Below are 15,269 nucleotides of genomic sequence, written 5' to 3' on the forward strand. Positions count from 1 at the left end.
GGGATGAAAAAGACAGTTCTGCAACTCCTCCTGGTCGCCGTGACCACCGTCATTACCTCGTGCGAGAAATACCTCGACAAACAGCCTGACGAGCTTCTTTCGCTTCAGGTAACCTTCTCGAACCGCCAGTACACGGAAAACTTCCTGTACGGGATCTACAACTATATACCTTCCTACAATTTCTGGACGGGAGAGCCTTTCAATGGGATTGCCGATGACATCGACATCACGTGGAACCGGGGAAACTATCCAACCTATGCAATGAACCTCGGGAACTGGGGGCCGACGTACTTCGTCGTGAACGACAACTGGAAGAATTTCTACAAAGCCTTCCGGCAGGTGTCGATCTTCCTGGCGAATGTCGACAAGGCCCCCATCCCCGCGGCGAACAAGACGCTCTACAAGGCCGAGGCCAAGTACCTGCGGGCGTACTTCTACCTGTGGCTGTTCCGCGCGTACGGGCCTGTTCCGCTGGTGAAAGACGTGATTTCGTTTGATGATCCGACGTTCAATATTCCCCGCAATACGTTTGACGAATGCGTGGACTACATCCTGAAAGACCTGGACGAAGCCTACAAGGACCTGCCCGTCAAACACGAGAATATCTGGGCCGGCAAACCGACCAAAGGGGCCTGCCTCGCGATGAAAGCACGCCTGCTGCTCTGGGCCGCGAGTCCGCTGGTCAACGGCAACCCCGACCTGAAAGACCTGAAGAACAAGGACGGAAAGGCGCTGTTTCCCCAAACCTATGATGCCAACCGCTGGAAGCTCGCCGCCGACGCTGCGAAGGCCGTTATCGACATGGGTGTCTACAACATCTACACGGTGAAGGACAGCAAGGGAGATATTGATCCGTTTGCGTCGTACAAGGGTATTTACACCAGTCAGTACAACAACGACGAAGTCATCTGGGGGCGGAACCTCGACGGCGGCAGTTCCCTCGATATTGACCGCCACTGCATGCTCCGCAGCAAAGGCGGCTGGAACGGGATCGCCGTCACACAGAAGATCGTGGACGAATTTGAAATGGCCAACGGCAAGTCGATCAAAGACGCCGAATCAGGCTATGTCGAAAACGGATTTTCTGCTGCTGATACAAAGTACACGACGAAAGGTACGTGGAATATGTACGTCGGTCGTGAACCGCGTTTCTACGTGACAGTGAATTACTCCGGCGCTTCCTGGTGGGATGGACAAAAAGCGGAATTTTTCTACAAAGGCAAAGACGGTAAGGAAATCGGCCGGGACGATCACTCCCGCACCGGATACCTCCTCCGGAAGTTCATTGATCCCGTCAGCGACCCGATCGCAAACCGGAACCGGGCAAAGTTGTTTCCATACATCCGCATCTCCGACATCTACCTGATGTATGCGGAGGCGATGAATGAAGTATCGGGGCCATCGGCTGAAATTCTCACGTATGTCAACAAAGTCCGCGAACGCGCCGGCGTACCCGCGCTGAAGGCAGGTTTGTCGAAAGAAGAACTCCGCAACCGCATTATCCACGAGCGCGCAGTGGAGCTGGCCGGCGAACAGACCCGGTACTTCGACCTTCGCCGCTGGAAGATGGGCGACGAAATGGGCGGTTCGTTTTACGGGATGGCCGTCGACCTCGGCGCCAATGCGACCGACGAGAAGTTCTTCAAGCGTACCGAGTTTGAAAAGCGCGTTTTCGAAAAGAAACATTATTTCTGGCCGGTACCGCAAGGTGAAATTGATAAGAATCAGGAGTTGATTCAGAACCCTGGCTGGTAGGGCATGGGGCATAGAGCATGGGGCAGAGGGTAGAACCCCCTGCCCCATGCCCTACGCCCTCTGCTTAAATAAGTTGAATAGGTAGTGTATTGGAAAGGCGGCGCCGGTTGGCGGCGCCTTTTTTGCATGGGGCAGAGGGTAGAACCCCATACCCTCTGCCCATGCCCCTAATACCCGTAACGATCCTTCCACAACCCCCGTAACCTTTCCCGTATTTTTTCCTCGGCGGGGTTTTGCTGCGGATCGAAAAAACGGGTACCGCTCAGCTTTTCGGGAAGGAACTCCTGTTCGACGAAGTTGCCTTCATAGGCGTGGGCGTAGCGGTAGTTTTTGCCGTAGTCGAGCTGTTTCAGCAGCTTGGTCGGCGCGTTGCGGAGGTGCAGCGGCACTGGTTCGGATCCGGTTTTCCGGACGAAATCCAGGGCGGCGTCGATCGCCAGGTAGGCGGAGTTGCTCTTGGGAGACGTTGCCAGGTAGATGGTGGCCTCTGCCAGCGGAATGCGGCCTTCGGGCATACCCAGCATCCGGACGGCCTGAAAGCAGCTTTCAGCGAGAAGCAGCGCGTTGGGATTGGCCAGACCGATGTCTTCGGCGGCGGAGATGAGCAGCCGCCGGGCGATAAACTCAACATCCTCGCCGCCCTCCAGCATCCGGGCCAGGTAATAAATAGCCGCGTTGGGGTCCGAACCCCGGATCGACTTGATGAGGGCGGAGGCCATGTCGTAATGTGCCTCGCCGCCTTTGTCGTACAGGGCGATGTTTTGCTGGACTTTCTCCATCACCAGTTCATTGGTAATGGACAGCGGTTCGCCGGCCCGCTGGTAGTTGGTGATGAGTTCGAGGATGTTGTAGAGTTTGCGTCCGTCGCCGCCGGAGAGCTGGAGCATGGCGTCGTATTCGTCTACCCGGATATCCCGGTCTTTGAGGTACTCGTCGGACGCCAGCGCCCGGTTCGCCATTTCAATCAGTTCCTCCTGTTCGAGGGAACGGAGAACATAGACCTGGCAGCGGGACAAAAGCGCCGGAATGACTTCGAAGGAAGGGTTTTCGGTCGTCGCCCCGATTAATGTGACGATACCCCGTTCGACGGCACTGAGAAGTGAGTCCTGCTGGGATTTGGAAAACCGGTGGATTTCGTCGATAAAGAGAATCGGGCTGGCTGACTGAAAGAAGCGCTGTTTCTGTGCAGCGTCGATGGTTTCCCGGATGTCTTTTACACCGGAATTGATTGCCGAAAGGCTGAAAAACGGAACCTTGAGGGATTGGGCGAGGAGCGTCGCCAGGGTGGTTTTTCCCACGCCGGGTGGCCCCCAGAGGATCATCGAAGGGATCCGCTGGCTATCAATGGCCTGACGGAGCACCGCCCGCGGACCGAGGAGGTGCTTCTGGCCAATGTATTCGTCGAGCGTCTTCGGACGCATTCGTTCTGCTAAGGGTTGCATGGCTTCGTGATTCAGACTTCTAAGTTAACAGATCAGGCGTAACCCGCCGAGGTCAACCGTTTTCAACAGAATAGGCTATACAAATATCAGGACTGTCCCATTCCACAGGAGGAATGAAAAGCAGGTATTTATACTTAAGTGTTTTCCCCTGTTTTTGTCCGGGTTTTTCCGTGTTTTGATCGGTTCGGGTTGGTTATCTGTTAAGGGAGGGTGAAAATTTACATTCTGTTATTCCATTTCGGGATAGCAGCGATCCGGCCCGTTTGAACACGAATCTTTTGGTTGTCCAGTTATCCGCTGCCAATGAAAGCTAGTTGTGTACGGGCCGGCGCCGCGCTGCCGGATGGTTTTCCCCTGATCGGGGTATTATGGTTTCACTCGTGTTGTGGATGGAATGAGTGCTGAAGAGTGGCTGAGGCATTTGTCGGCCGGGAGCGTATTGGTTCCCTTCGGAATCAGTTTGTATCGTTTCCGGGCGAAAGGATATGGCTGGCTGACCGCTTACCTGCTGGTGGCCGTGCTGGCAGAGGCGGCCGGCACCTATACCTACTTCTCCGGTTATGCAGATAACCTGTTCGTGTACAACCTGTTTACGATCGGAGAGCTGACCTGTCTGGGGTTGTTTCTCCGGACGCTGGTGAGGACGTCGTGGATGCGGAAAGGAATGCTCGGCGCCATCCTTGCTTTTGACCTGGCGGCGGCTGTCCGGTATGTCCGGGACCCGTACGGGTACGATAACGTCACCTGGGGTTTGTCAAATGCCCTGCTGATCGTGTTTGTATTGCTGTTTTTTGTGGATTTGCTGCGGAGATCCGACGAGGTAGAACGATTGGGGCAATATCCCCCTTTCTGGATCGCCTCGGGTATGCTGCTCTTTTTTTCGGGCACTATGCTGACGTATTTCTTTGGCACCTATGTCATTCAGAATTACCGGTTACTCGGAGATTTGTGGCGACTGGGCCGCTGGCTGAACATCCTGTTTCACCTGCTGGTTTCCATCGGACTGCTGAAAATCTCCCTGCCGGACACCGCCCGACCCGTTCGCCGATGACTGCTTCCTTGTATACTATCCTGCTTGTCGGATCGGTCGCGCTCGTAAGCCTGTCGCTGATCATCATCTGCCTTGTTTTCTACCTTCACCGGCAGATGACCCGGCCGGGTGGAAGCGGCTTCACTACTATTTTTTACGCTCGTCGAACGTATGGACAATAGCCCGAACGAAGCTTTCCGGCTGGCTATCGCTGCCGGAGTCGCCATGATCATTCTCATGGCAGGCTTCATCGTGCTCTTTCTCATCGTCTACAAGCGGAAACAGGATAAACAGCGGAGCCTTGTCCGCGAGCTTGAGGAGCAGCACCAGAAGGAGCTGCTCGAAGCCAGCCTGCGCTCTCAGGAGGTTGAGGCGCAGCGTATTGCCGCTGACCTGCATGACGACATCGGGACGCTGCTGTCGGCGACACGCATGAGCTTTTCCCTCGTCACCCGCCACGTCGACGATACCCAGGAGTCCCGCGAGAGCGTCGAACAAACCAAAAAACTACTGGAAGAGGCCGTGGAGAACGTCCGGAAACTGACGAAAGATCTCCAGCCTCCAGCCCTGGAAAAACTCGGACTTGCCATTGCCCTGCAGGAGCTGGTCCGGAAGCTCCAGCAGGCCAACCCTGCTCTTGCCATTGAGTTTGAACAGGAAGGGATGCAGGGCGACCGCCTGGAAAAAGCCATCGAACTGACTCTGTACCGCGTTGCGCAGGAATTGCTGCACAACAGCCTCAAGCATGCGCGGGCGGATCGCATCGATCTGCACCTCATCCGTCAGAAACAACGTCTTCTCTTTACCCTTGCCGACGACGGGGTAGGGTATGATCCCCAGGAAGTACAACTGCGGGGAGCCAATGCCGGCCTCGGGCTCAAGAATATAGAAAGCCGGTTGAACGTTGTCGGCGGACATGTTATTTTTGAAACCTCGCCGGGTAAAGGGACGCTCGCCATTGTCGATATTCCGCTCCCTCCGGAACAACGCTGACTCGTTATGAATGAAGAAATCCGTCTGGCCATTGCCGATGACCACGCCCTTTTCCGGCGCGGACTCGCCAATATCCTGCGAACCTATCCCGGTATTCAGGTTATCATCGAAGCCCAGGATGGCCAGGACCTCCTCAACCAGATGGCTCTTTCTGTGCCGGATGTCGTCCTGCTCGACCTGCAGATGCCTGTCCTCGATGGTATCAAGACGACCGAGCAGCTGAAGCAGCACCATCCTTCCGTCAAAATCATCATTATTTCGATGCACGATGAGGACGGCTTCGTGACCCATCTCATGGAGCTGGGTGCAAACGGCTACCTCGTCAAAGACAGCGATCCGGACGAAGTAGCGCTTGCGGTACAGACCGTCGTCCGGGAAGACTATTACTACGGCGCATTTCTCACAAAAGTGATGCATCGCCGCATGGTAGAGCGTACGCGTCCGAAAAAGCCGTCATTCAGCCACCTGACACAGCTCAGTGACCGGGAAGTGGAAGTACTTCAGCTTATTTGTGAAGGGCTGACCAATGCCCAGATTGCCGGAAAGCTGTTTCTGAGCGATCGCACGGTTGAAGGGCACCGTACCCGGATCATGGAGAAAATCGGCGCGAAAAATACCGCCGCCATGGTCGTCTACGCCGTGAAAAACGGCATCTTCTAACGCTGAAAGAAATCCCCGCTCGGAATCCGGGTAAGGCCCAGCACCGGCAGGTTGTATAAATACACCCAGGACCGCAGGGGCGTCCCGTCAGCCAGCCGTACCGGCTCTATCCGCCGGAGGTAATCCGAATGATCTTCGTCATGGGGATAGTACCCCTCGTACGGGTCCAGTTCGGCAAAAATCCGCTCCGGCTGATGCAGGCGGTACACTTCTCCCTTTACCTGCTCCATGGAATGATCCGAACGGATCAGTGCGGGATACCAGTCAATCAGATAGAGTTTGCCCTGCAGGGTGGCTTCCCCCAGCCATTCGGCGTGTTGCTCCAGCACGCGGTTCATGCTGTGGCCCGCCGTCTTCCGGAGCGTTCCGTAAACAAACAGGTGTTCCATATGACATTGGAGAATATACGTCGTTCAAAGGCAAAGCCGCCCAAGCGAGCGGCTTTGTCCCAACTAACCCTTAACCAAAACTATAATATCGGAATCATACCCGGCACGGGTAGAGTGAAGCATGTGATTGTTTGGGCGTTGCGGCCATTTCCTCATTCGACGTAAACAGGTGCACTGCCCATCCCAGCAAGAGGGATACCAGAGAATGCGTCACGGTCTGATAAGAACCGGAAGCGGCTGATTTGCTGTCGCTTTCGTTGCGGCTCTGTTGTTTGGGGTGAACCAACCGGCTGGTTTTCTGTGCCAGTTTGCTCACAATACCCCGACCACTATACAACCGGTGAGGCGTGCCCATGCTGTATCCTTGTACGGATGTAACCAGCAGAAGGGCTACCATCAGGAATGAAATCTTGCGGAATGCGGAACGAAAGAACTTCATGGCTGTGAATAAGTTTAAAGTCGGACAGTGAAAATAGCCGGCAACTCACGGTTCTCTTCTCGGTTCGGGACGATTGGTTATCCCTTCTCGTGACTGCCTTTAGCTGAATGAACGATACAAATATAGGGTGTCGTTAGGTACTTTGCAATACATGGTACCTTCTTTTTTCGACTTCCGTTTACAAACGGTTTTTTTTCGGGTTGAAAGGTTCCGTCTCCGGAGGAAATCATTGACTTTCTAAGCAATAGATGCGATAAAAGAGAGCCGCGTTGCACGAAGGGCAAAAAAAAATCCCTCGGACCACAGGGCGAAGGGATTTTTAAGCAGAAAGAGCAGAATTCTTACAGAACCAGCACAGAGTTTTGGTCGGTAGAGATGCCGCTGGCGACAAATTTGTCGGCCTGCACATCGTTCAGCCAGGTCTCTCCGTCTACCAGGTAACGGAATTGAAATTCCTTTCCGGCATCCAGTTCCACCGTTCCCTTGAACGATCCATCCTTTTGCTTCTTCAGCGGGGTTGCTGAGGAATCCCAGTCGTTGAATTCACCTAATACCGCTACTGTCTTGGCTCCGTTTGCGTTTTCAGCTTCCAGTGAAAACGTCACCTTGCAGACAGGCTTGCTTTTGAGAAATTGCTTCGACAGACTCATGGATTAATTAGCCAGGTTTGGTTATCGAAGGCAAATATGCAATACAGATTAATACGAAACAACTGATAATCAGAAATTTAAAGACATTCAAACATGGAAATATACTATTTTAAATAAATTCTTCGGAAAGTTCAACTTCCCGGGCCGGTTAGCATTTGTCAGCCAGCCGACCCGAAAACCGGCCTCTATTCGAGCTGAAAGGCAATCGGAAGGTTGAACCGGCATTTGACAGCCATATTCTGCTGCCGGCCGGGCTTCCACCGGGGCATTTTCCGAAGTACCCGCATCGCCTCTTCGTCGCACCCGAATCCGATACCTTTCTGTATTTCTACAGATGAAATACTACCGTCTTTGTCGACCACAAATGACAGGTATACCTTCCCCGCGATACCCGCCTGCTGGGCCTGCGGCGGATAGCGCAGGTTATCCCGGAGAAATTTGGCCATCGCATCGGCGCCGCCGGGGTACTCAGGGTGTATTTCGACGTTGACGATCGGCAGATCATCCTTTTCCGTCGGCTTGACTTCGACAATATCCTCTTTTTTCGGTCCCTTTCCATCCGAAAGCTCAATCGCCGTCGGCAGGTCTACCCCGTCCAGGATCGTTTGCTGCCCGGCCTGGTGTTGTTTCAGCTGGTCCTGTGTGGCGATAAACACATCCTCCGGTACGTCTTCATTCGGGACAATCTCCGGAGGCAGGGTCTGATACGTATTCAGGACAGGTGCTTCCTGCTGCGGCGGCGGTTCGGGCAGGGGGATGTCTTTCGCTTCTTCCGGCGCTTCGATCGGCGTCGGTTTGGGTAGTACCGTCAGCTTGTAACTCTTCTCGGCAGGCTTGATCATGCCCATCAGCACCGGTGTAAACAGCCCGGCCGAAAACAGGCTGACGCCGATGATCGTCGCCCGGAAAGCAAACTTCCCATAACTGTGCCGCAGGTCGTACGCCCCGTACGCGCGGTTGCGGTTCTCAAACAGGTAATCATCCAGCGTCATAGCCATGATTGAAACTAATTTTTTAGTTGATAGAGATGAAAAGAAAGGCCCGTTTTACCGGGCCCGGTGGTCAGGTGTGTGTATTATTTTCGGGTGGTATCGGGCTGGATGGGGATGGTATCCTGGGCTACGGCCGTCGGTGCTTCTTTGCCGGCAGGTGTCCCGTTCTGAAGTACGGCAACCCGCTGCAAAACTTTCGGAACACAGCTGCAATCACTTACATCTGCAGGCCTGGCGACGGCCGGGTTGGCTTTCACCTTCCTGCATTCGTCCAATACCTCCTGATAATAAACAAGCGACATCCGCTTGTCCCGCGTCTCCAGCAGCTGGCCGAGCCGGTAGGCGGCCTTGGGTCTTTTGTATCGGGTATACACATCCTGGAGCGTCCGGATCGCCGCCTGAATACCTGACGGCTGCAGAATCATCGCTTCTACCTGGCCCATACGGTAATCCGGTACCCGTACGGAGGCAATATCGATGGCTGCCTCCCAATGTGAAAAGGCACTTTCTCCCGGCTGGGGCAGATCTTTCCGTTCCAGCAGCAGGAGAGCCGTTGCCATACCGGCGTGATCCGTTTCGGTTTCTTCGAGATCAAGCAATCGCTGAAACGTACGCACAGACGCATGTAAACTATCAATATGGTAGTACGCAACACCGAGCAGCCGCTGAAAATAGGACGACGTATCGCCGAGGGCCATGGTTCTGCGAACCGTCTCAACCAGGCCCGCATGCGCATCCTGCCGGTACTGAAGCCGGGCCTGAAGCTGAAGCATCCGGATGGAATTGCTGTCGAGCTCCATTCCCCGCCGGATATAGGGGATAGCTTCTTTGTGCCTGCCGGTTTCCAGCAGAATCCGGGCGCTTTCTGCCAGTGCTTCCTGATCGTCCGGGTTTCGTTGCAGGGCCTTTTGGTAGTATGGCAACGCTTTTTCGCGGGCACCCATCCGGACGGTCTGATACCCTGCCTGCCGGTAATAGAAACCGTTTGTCGAATCAAGGTGGATCAGGTGCTGGTAGTACCCGAAGGCTTTTACATACTGGAAGTCTTTTTCGGCGATAAGTGCGAGTTGGTTCAACGCGTCAGGCTGGTCCGGGGTGCTTTGGAGAATGGTTTCATAGACGCCTTTCGCCGCCGACCACTGCCCCAACCGCTGCCGTACGCTTCCCAGTTGGAGCCAGACAGCCTTGCTGGTATCTTTTTCGGCCAGTTTCTGAAGGATAGTCGCCGAGCGGGTGTAGTCGCCCCGGCGGATCAGTTCCTGGGCTTCTGTCCAGGGATCTGTTTGTGCGGCGGCTGGTACGGCCAGCCCCAGCAACAAAAACAGGCAGCGGATTCTCATCAGAAACGAACGATCAGGTTGAACAAACTGGCTACTTCATTGCCTTTGTTGCGGGCGGGTTGCCACACTGGCATCTCCCGGATAACCCGGACGGCTTCTTCGTCGCACCCGAACCCGATGCCTTTGACAACGCTGACAGTGGAAACAGAACCGTCTTTTTCGATCACCATTTTCACGTATACATTCCCGTGGACATGGGCCCGTCGCGCGGGTACCGGACGTTTGGTGTTGGCTTCGAGGTAATCTTTCAGCGCCAGCGTACCGCCTGGGAAGGTCGCTACCTGCTGGACCACGGTATACACGGAATCGATAGGAGCGCGGGGTACTTCAGGGGTTCCGGAAAGCGTCGCAGCGAGGCAAAAAGCAAGAAAAGTCATGGTCGATAGGTTTAGCAGGAGACATGGTTTTTCATGGCCCTTCCGGGAAAGAAGGGAAAACGTGGGTGGAACAAACAGCAGAATTATTTTTTAGAATCGAGAACGAACGAAATGGGAAGGTTAAAACGACTGCTCACTACCCGGCCCCTATGCATGGCCGGCTGCCATTTCGGGAATGACCGGATTACCTGCAAAGCCGCCGCATCGCATCCGAAGCCGATGCCTTTTATGACTTCCGGAGACGTAATCCGTCCGTCTTTTTCGATCGTGAACCGGAGAAATACCTTGCCTTCCACATGTGCCCGGATAGCGGCGTCCGGGTACTTCAGGTGCCGGCCCAGGAAGGTATAGAGCGCCTGGTCGCCGCCGGGGAACACCGCCTGCTTTTCGACAAGGGTATAAACCGTTTCCGGAACAGTATTCGCCACAATCCTGGGCGGAGTAAAGACCGTCTCTACTTTCCGTTCCATACTCGCGCTCGACAGAAACAGCATCGCGCCGAACAGCGGCAATACCATCAGGTACCGGTATTGTACGGCGGCGGCCGACGGCCGTCGTTTCAGCATCGCGACCCGCTGTTTCAGCACTGAATGGTTGAAAAACCGGTGTGCCAGCTCTGATTGTACCACGCCGAAATGCTGGGTAAAGAGCAGCATGGCATAATCGGCGCGGGAAGCTTCTTCCCGGCTCGCGACTTCGTCGGCCAGGTATTCGTGCAGCAGCCGGACGTCCCGCTTGAGGAAGTACACCACCGGATTGAACCAGTTGAACACGGCCACCAGCTCAAAGAAAATAACATCCGCCGAGTGCAGCTGCCGTACGTGAACCCGCTCGTGCGCCTCGATGGTATGCCGGTTGGGCAGGTTCTTGCCGACAAAAAAGTGACTGAAGAACGCGTAGGCCTCGTTCGACCGTTTCAGGTGCCGGTAGTGAAACAACTGCCCCAGCTGCCGGAGCTGAAACGCGAACTTGCCGAGAAAAAAGAGAATACCGAACAGGTAAAAGACCGCCAGCAGGTGGCCCCACATGACCGGATTTTCCGTTGCCTCGTTCCGGAAAGTATCCGGACGGATGAAGACCAGCTTCGGATTGTAAAATTGATAAAGCGTTTCGTTGAACTGCCGCGTTACGAGCCAGCTGCCTACCCAGTCCGACTGCATCACCGGAATGAAGAACGACAGGGCCGTTCCCGCCAGCAAAAAACTGCGGTTCTGCTGGTGAAAGGTCTCGTTCCGGAGAAGGAGCCGGTAAAAGGCGTAAAATCCGGCCAGGTACAGGTTGACCTGAAGAAGATAATGCAGCCAGTTCATACGAAATCCTCTTTTTGGGTGGATAGGAAAGGACTACTCCTTTTTCATCTGCTCGATCATCTTCAGGATGTCGTCTGCCTCATTCAGTTCCACTTTCTTCTTCTTCATGAAAAAGGAAAAGAGGCTGCCGACGGAATTCCCGAAATAACCCTCCATTAGTTTCTCCGTCGCAAACGTACGGTACTGCTCCTTCGTAATCAGCGGATGATACTGGTGCGACTTGCCATAGGCAGTATGCCCGACAAAGCCCTTCTGCTCCAGAATACGGATGATCGTGGAAACGGTATTATACGCAGGCTTCGGTTCCGGCAGCCGGTCCAGGACGTCTTTCACAAAGCCCTTTTCCAGCCCCCAGAGTACGTGCATAATCTGCTCTTCAGCCCGGGTAAGTTCTTTTTCAACCATGGTCGTTTTGGTTTGGGACGGATACTTTCCCCGGGGACCAACCCGGTTCGGCAACCGTCACCGTCAGATATCTGTTTCAAAGATTAAACTAATATTTTAGTTTACAAACTATTCCCTTCGTTTTTTTCGGGAAAAAAGAAAAAGAGAAACAGGTCTTATCCCGGTTGACTGAATACCCGGGAGCGGAGCCGTTCGACGTCTACACTACGCAGGTAGCGGGGGATATTCCGGAAGCGTTTATGAAAACCATAGCCGCCGTGTGTCATTTCATCAACGGCCTGATCTGCCGTCCATCCCTGAAATACCATGCGGTAGAGGGCCGAGACAACGCCCGTCCGGTCGGAGCCCTTCCAGCAGTGAATCAGGACGGGCCCCTGGCGACGGGCAATCAGCTGAAGGACCGCTACCAGGTCGTCTTCCTGCAAATGCCCCGCCCGCATCGACACCTGGTGCAGGATCAGACCGGTACCCTGTGCCCGGGGTTTGTCGCGCTCGCCGTCCCGCCGCAGGCTGATGACCTCGCGGATACCGGCTTTCTTCAGGACAGCAAAATCCGCCCGTCGCGGCTGTGCCGAGCGGTATACACTACTGTCAAGCTGATGGAAATTGGGTGTTTGGGAAAATGCCGCCAGCGGCAGCAGCAAAAGAGCCAGCAAAAACGGTTTCATCGCCATGCAAACGTGGTACGGAAGGGTAACACGAAACCGGCGGAGGCGGTTCAGGCATGGGGCATGGGGCATACGGCCCTCTGCCCCATGCCCTCTGCATCAATGAAAAGCCCTCTTCTTAATCATGCCCCCCTTCGTATCCTGAATACTATGCTGGACGATGAAGGCCTGTTCGTCGATTTTCTCGACTTCGTTTTTGAGGCGGGTGATTTCAAGGCGGGTGATGACCGTATAGACGATGTCAATATCCCCGTTACGCTCGCCACGCTTGCCGAAGCCCCGCTGGCCTTTGAACATCGTGACGCCGCGGCCCATCTCATTGACGATCATCCGGCGGATGGAATCGCTCTTTTCGGAGACAATGGTAATGGCCGTGTACTCCTCCAGACCGGTAAGGATGAATTCGATGGTACGCGAGGCCGAAAAGTAGGTAAGCATGGCATACAGCGCCGTTTCGACGTTGACGAGCAAAGCCGATACCGCGAAGATCGTGACGTTGATAGCCATGATGATATCCCCGACCGTGAACCCTGTTTTCCGGCTGAGGTAAAGGGCCAGGATTTCGGTGCCATCGAGCACACAGCCGCCCCGGATGGAGAGACCGATGCCTGCGCCGAGGAAAAATCCTCCGAAAACCGCGATTAGCAGCTTATCCCGCGTGAAAACCGGTAGTTCGAGAAAGGACAGGGACAAGGCGAGTACAATAATTGCAGCCAGTGTCCGCAGGGCAAATCCCAGGGAAATCTGCCGGAAGCCCAATACTATGAAAGGAATATTGATAGCTACCAGAAGAATGGACAGATCCCAGCCCGTGAGTGTCCGGACGAGGAGGGAAATACCGGTTACCCCGCCGTCGAGAAAATGGCTTGGCAGAAGGAATCCGCGCAGGCCGACAGCCGCGCAGGAAATACCCATCAGAATGAGCAGGTTGTCTTTGATTACCTGCTTCGGACTGATGTGACGAAGCAGTCGGAGCTGGTGGAAAAAGAACCGGCGGAGCGGTCCCCGACCGGCGGCGTGCGATGTGTAAAGATGTGACGGAGAAGTATGCTGCATAAGGCGATCTGAAGCGAGGGTGTACAAAAGCAACGAGCTGCTTTGCCGGAATAGTATTCCTGAAAATAGGCTTTTTGCCTCAGATTTCCGCTGAAAATAACCTTTTTGCTGCTGTTAAGGGGGGAATGGTACCTTTCCGGACCTGCTCTTCGAGGTCCTGCAACCGGCGTTGAATGAGGGGGTTAGCGTAGAATTGCGCTTCCAGTTGCTGCCGGATAAACGCATGCATCCAGCTCAGGTTCTGTCGCTCCCGCTGAGCCGAAAAAAAACCGTTTTTTTGGATGAAGGACAGGTATTCCTCCGTCTGTTTCCAGATATTCTCTATGCTTTCGTCCTGAAAAATGGAGCAGGGCAGAACAGGTACCGTCCACCCGGAAGCCGGCGGGGCAAGGAAGTGAAGGGCGTGTGCATAATCGCGCCGGGCGGTTTCTACCCGCGTGCGGTTGTCTCCGTCGTCTTTGGTAATCAGGAGAAAATCGGCCAGCTCCATAATTCCTCGTTTGACACCCTGCAGTTCGTCGCCGGCACCTGCCAGTAACAGCAGGAAGAAACAGTCAGTCATGTTCCGCACCTCCGTTTCCGACTGTCCGACGCCGACGGTTTCGATCAGAATAATGTCAAAACCGGCCGCTTCGCACAGGAGTAATGTTTCCCGCGTTTGGCGGGCTACGCCGCCGAGGGTCAATCCGCTGGGTGTCGGGCGGATGTAGGCGCTCGGATTCCGGGCAAGTGTTTCCATGCGGGTTTTGTCGCCGAGGATACTCCCGCCCGACTGCCGGCTGCTGGGATCGATGGCAAGTACCGCAACCCGGTAATCCTGCGCGGTCAGGTAGTTGCCGAATGCTTCGATGAAGGAGCTTTTGCCGACACCCGGGGCGCCGGTAATACCGATGCGCACGGCGTTACCGGTATGCGGTAGTATGGCTTCGAGGAGTCGGTCGGCCAGCTCCCGGTCGTCTGCCCGGCTGCTTTCCGTGAGCGTGATGGCCTGACTGAGTACGACGCGGTCGCCGCTCAGAATGCCTTCAAGATACGCCGATAGGGAAAGTCGCTTGCGCATGGCTCAGGAATTCCGGAGCAGGGCTTCGGCCAGAAGCAGGTCTTCCGGAGTAGTAATCTTGATGTTTTCGTAGGATCCGTCGACCAGAAAAACCGGAAATCCGGCCGCTTCCGCCACGGAGGCATCGTCGGTAAAGAGCGGGCTTTCCGACTGCCGGAAAGCGTCCTTCAATAACCCGACCCGAAACGTCTGCGGCGTTTGTACCAGGCGCAGGCTCGCGCGGTCGAGTGCCCTGTTTTCCGTTTCGGAGACGATTTGCCGAATGGAATCTTTCGCGGGTACAGCGACAACCGCGGTTCCGTCAGTTTCTGCCTGACGAAACCCGGCAGCAATGACCTCTACCGGAACCAGCGGACGGACGCCATCGTGAACAGCGACCAGGCCCTCGCCTTCGATAAGCGCCAGACCATTCCGCACCGATTGAAAGCGCGTAGCGCCGCCCGGTGTTTCCAGAATCGGAGAAGCAAAAGCTTCCAGCGAGGAATGCGCTTTGCGGATTTCCCGCCAGGCTGGCAATTGATCGGCAGGCAGGCAGAGAATAATCTGAACGGCGGGTGAGTAAGTCAGAAATCGCTCCAGGGTATGGACGAGCACGGGCTTTCCGGCCAGCGGCAGAAACTGCTTCGGGACCGAACTGCCCATGCGGCTGCCGCTTCCGCCGGCCACGATGATGGCGTATTGCTTCATACGGGAAAGTCTCTTA

General features: G+C 55.0%; 18 protein-coding genes. 5 read left to right on the forward strand and 13 right to left on the reverse strand.

The features are described 5' to 3' along the window. Window positions 1–3 precede the first annotated feature (3 nt). Window positions 4–1,755, forward strand: coding sequence for a RagB/SusD family nutrient uptake outer membrane protein (locus BLR09_RS10145; protein ID WP_093201198.1), 1,752 nt, complete (start codon window positions 4–6; stop codon window positions 1,753–1,755). Window positions 1,756–1,922: 167 nt separating this feature from the next. On the opposite strand, the gene BLR09_RS10150 is transcribed toward BLR09_RS10145, so the two are convergent. After that, window positions 1,923–3,197: a replication-associated recombination protein A gene (locus BLR09_RS10150; RefSeq protein ID WP_093201201.1), complete on the reverse strand. Its 1,275-nt coding sequence runs from the start codon at window positions 3,195–3,197 to the stop codon at window positions 1,923–1,925. Window positions 3,198–3,591: 394 nt separating this feature from the next. Between BLR09_RS10150 and BLR09_RS10155 the strand changes: the two genes are divergently transcribed. From BLR09_RS10155 to BLR09_RS10165, 4 genes are read left to right on the forward strand one after another with little or no spacing between them, the layout of a single operon-like run. Further along, entirely contained in the window at window positions 3,592–4,248 is a 657-nt protein-coding gene (locus BLR09_RS10155) for a hypothetical protein (protein ID WP_143011072.1), read from the forward strand. Continuing rightward, window positions 4,245–4,409 (forward strand): hypothetical protein, encoded by a 165-nt coding sequence (locus BLR09_RS25495; protein ID WP_176785510.1) that lies wholly within the window; start codon window positions 4,245–4,247, stop codon window positions 4,407–4,409. The genes BLR09_RS10155 and BLR09_RS25495 overlap by 4 nt, the downstream gene beginning before the upstream one ends. Continuing rightward, a complete protein-coding gene (locus BLR09_RS10160; protein ID WP_093201206.1) occupies window positions 4,399–5,220 on the forward strand; it encodes a sensor histidine kinase in 822 nt (273 codons plus the stop codon). Before BLR09_RS25495 ends, BLR09_RS10160 begins: the two co-directional genes overlap by 11 nt. A gap of 6 nt (window positions 5,221–5,226) precedes the next feature. Next, complete coding sequence (locus BLR09_RS10165; RefSeq protein ID WP_093201209.1) at window positions 5,227–5,880, forward strand: response regulator transcription factor; 654 nt, start codon at window positions 5,227–5,229, stop codon at window positions 5,878–5,880. Here BLR09_RS10165 and BLR09_RS10170 read toward each other — a convergent pair. The 12 genes from BLR09_RS10170 to BLR09_RS10225 all read right to left on the reverse strand — a co-directional run bounded on the left by BLR09_RS10170 (window position 5,877) and on the right by BLR09_RS10225 (window position 15,253). Next, window positions 5,877–6,269 carry a gamma-glutamylcyclotransferase family protein gene (locus tag BLR09_RS10170; RefSeq protein WP_093201211.1) on the reverse strand — a complete coding sequence of 131 codons (393 nt, stop codon included), beginning with the start codon at window positions 6,267–6,269 and terminating at the stop codon, window positions 5,877–5,879. The genes BLR09_RS10165 and BLR09_RS10170 overlap by 4 nt on opposite strands. 94 nt (window positions 6,270–6,363) lie before the next feature. Further along, on the reverse strand, window positions 6,364–6,708 hold the full coding sequence (locus BLR09_RS10175) for a hypothetical protein (RefSeq protein WP_093201214.1): 345 nt from the start codon (window positions 6,706–6,708) through the stop codon (window positions 6,364–6,366). Between the two features lie 341 nt (window positions 6,709–7,049). Further along, window positions 7,050–7,358: an isoamylase early set domain-containing protein gene (locus BLR09_RS10180; protein WP_093201216.1), complete on the reverse strand. Its 309-nt coding sequence runs from the start codon at window positions 7,356–7,358 to the stop codon at window positions 7,050–7,052. Window positions 7,359–7,543: 185 nt separating this feature from the next. Continuing rightward, window positions 7,544–8,356, reverse strand: coding sequence for an energy transducer TonB (locus BLR09_RS10185; protein ID WP_093201219.1), 813 nt, complete (start codon window positions 8,354–8,356; stop codon window positions 7,544–7,546). A 77-nt stretch (window positions 8,357–8,433) separates the two neighbouring features. Then, window positions 8,434–9,690, reverse strand: a complete 1,257-nt coding sequence (locus tag BLR09_RS10190) for a tetratricopeptide repeat protein (protein WP_093201221.1) — start codon at window positions 9,688–9,690, stop codon at window positions 8,434–8,436. Continuing rightward, window positions 9,690–10,067 (reverse strand): energy transducer TonB, encoded by a 378-nt coding sequence (locus BLR09_RS10195; protein WP_093201224.1) that lies wholly within the window; start codon window positions 10,065–10,067, stop codon window positions 9,690–9,692. Before BLR09_RS10195 ends, BLR09_RS10190 begins: the two co-directional genes overlap by 1 nt. 83 nt (window positions 10,068–10,150) lie before the next feature. Continuing rightward, window positions 10,151–11,377 (reverse strand): TonB family protein, encoded by a 1,227-nt coding sequence (locus BLR09_RS10200; RefSeq protein WP_093201226.1) that lies wholly within the window; start codon window positions 11,375–11,377, stop codon window positions 10,151–10,153. Window positions 11,378–11,410: 33 nt separating this feature from the next. Beyond that, window positions 11,411–11,782: a BlaI/MecI/CopY family transcriptional regulator gene (locus BLR09_RS10205; RefSeq protein WP_093201470.1), complete on the reverse strand. Its 372-nt coding sequence runs from the start codon at window positions 11,780–11,782 to the stop codon at window positions 11,411–11,413. Window positions 11,783–11,937: 155 nt separating this feature from the next. After that, complete coding sequence (locus BLR09_RS10210) at window positions 11,938–12,450, reverse strand: tyrosine-protein phosphatase (protein ID WP_176785511.1); 513 nt, start codon at window positions 12,448–12,450, stop codon at window positions 11,938–11,940. A 99-nt stretch (window positions 12,451–12,549) separates the two neighbouring features. Continuing rightward, window positions 12,550–13,506 carry a YitT family protein gene (locus BLR09_RS10215; RefSeq protein WP_093201232.1) on the reverse strand — a complete coding sequence of 319 codons (957 nt, stop codon included), beginning with the start codon at window positions 13,504–13,506 and terminating at the stop codon, window positions 12,550–12,552. 79 nt (window positions 13,507–13,585) lie between these two features. Next, window positions 13,586–14,566 carry a methylmalonyl Co-A mutase-associated GTPase MeaB gene (gene meaB, locus BLR09_RS10220; RefSeq protein WP_093201234.1) on the reverse strand — a complete coding sequence of 327 codons (981 nt, stop codon included), beginning with the start codon at window positions 14,564–14,566 and terminating at the stop codon, window positions 13,586–13,588. 3 nt (window positions 14,567–14,569) lie between these two features. Continuing rightward, window positions 14,570–15,253: a 2-C-methyl-D-erythritol 4-phosphate cytidylyltransferase gene (locus BLR09_RS10225; protein WP_093201237.1), complete on the reverse strand. Its 684-nt coding sequence runs from the start codon at window positions 15,251–15,253 to the stop codon at window positions 14,570–14,572. Window positions 15,254–15,269: the final 16 nt, after the last annotated feature.

It is taken from the genome of Siphonobacter aquaeclarae (assembly GCF_900103285.1).
Taxonomy (GTDB): domain Bacteria; phylum Bacteroidota; class Bacteroidia; order Cytophagales; family Spirosomataceae; genus Siphonobacter; species Siphonobacter aquaeclarae.

Bases quoted from the DNA above. Each gene is read 5' to 3' on its own strand.
- BLR09_RS10145 (WP_093201198.1), top strand. From the start codon at position 4: ATGAAAAAGACAGTTCTGCAACTCCTCCTGGTCGCCGTGACCACCGTC.
- BLR09_RS10150 (WP_093201201.1), bottom strand. From the start codon at position 3,197: ATGCAACCCTTAGCAGAACGAATGCGTCCGAAGACGCTCGACGAATAC.
- BLR09_RS10155 (WP_143011072.1), top strand. From the start codon at position 3,592: ATGAGTGCTGAAGAGTGGCTGAGGCATTTGTCGGCCGGGAGCGTATTG.
- BLR09_RS25495 (WP_176785510.1), top strand. From the start codon at position 4,245: ATGACTGCTTCCTTGTATACTATCCTGCTTGTCGGATCGGTCGCGCTC.
- BLR09_RS10160 (WP_093201206.1), top strand. From the start codon at position 4,399: ATGGACAATAGCCCGAACGAAGCTTTCCGGCTGGCTATCGCTGCCGGA.
- BLR09_RS10165 (WP_093201209.1), top strand. From the start codon at position 5,227: ATGAATGAAGAAATCCGTCTGGCCATTGCCGATGACCACGCCCTTTTC.
- BLR09_RS10170 (WP_093201211.1), bottom strand. From the start codon at position 6,269: ATGGAACACCTGTTTGTTTACGGAACGCTCCGGAAGACGGCGGGCCAC.
- BLR09_RS10175 (WP_093201214.1), bottom strand. From the start codon at position 6,708: ATGAAGTTCTTTCGTTCCGCATTCCGCAAGATTTCATTCCTGATGGTA.
- BLR09_RS10180 (WP_093201216.1), bottom strand. From the start codon at position 7,358: ATGAGTCTGTCGAAGCAATTTCTCAAAAGCAAGCCTGTCTGCAAGGTG.
- BLR09_RS10185 (WP_093201219.1), bottom strand. From the start codon at position 8,356: ATGGCTATGACGCTGGATGATTACCTGTTTGAGAACCGCAACCGCGCG.
- BLR09_RS10190 (WP_093201221.1), bottom strand. From the start codon at position 9,690: ATGAGAATCCGCTGCCTGTTTTTGTTGCTGGGGCTGGCCGTACCAGCC.
- BLR09_RS10195 (WP_093201224.1), bottom strand. From the start codon at position 10,067: ATGACTTTTCTTGCTTTTTGCCTCGCTGCGACGCTTTCCGGAACCCCT.
- BLR09_RS10200 (WP_093201226.1), bottom strand. From the start codon at position 11,377: ATGAACTGGCTGCATTATCTTCTTCAGGTCAACCTGTACCTGGCCGGA.
- BLR09_RS10205 (WP_093201470.1), bottom strand. From the start codon at position 11,782: ATGGTTGAAAAAGAACTTACCCGGGCTGAAGAGCAGATTATGCACGTA.
- BLR09_RS10210 (WP_176785511.1), bottom strand. From the start codon at position 12,450: ATGAAACCGTTTTTGCTGGCTCTTTTGCTGCTGCCGCTGGCGGCATTT.
- BLR09_RS10215 (WP_093201232.1), bottom strand. From the start codon at position 13,506: ATGCAGCATACTTCTCCGTCACATCTTTACACATCGCACGCCGCCGGT.
- meaB (WP_093201234.1), bottom strand. From the start codon at position 14,566: ATGCGCAAGCGACTTTCCCTATCGGCGTATCTTGAAGGCATTCTGAGC.
- BLR09_RS10225 (WP_093201237.1), bottom strand. From the start codon at position 15,253: ATGAAGCAATACGCCATCATCGTGGCCGGCGGAAGCGGCAGCCGCATG.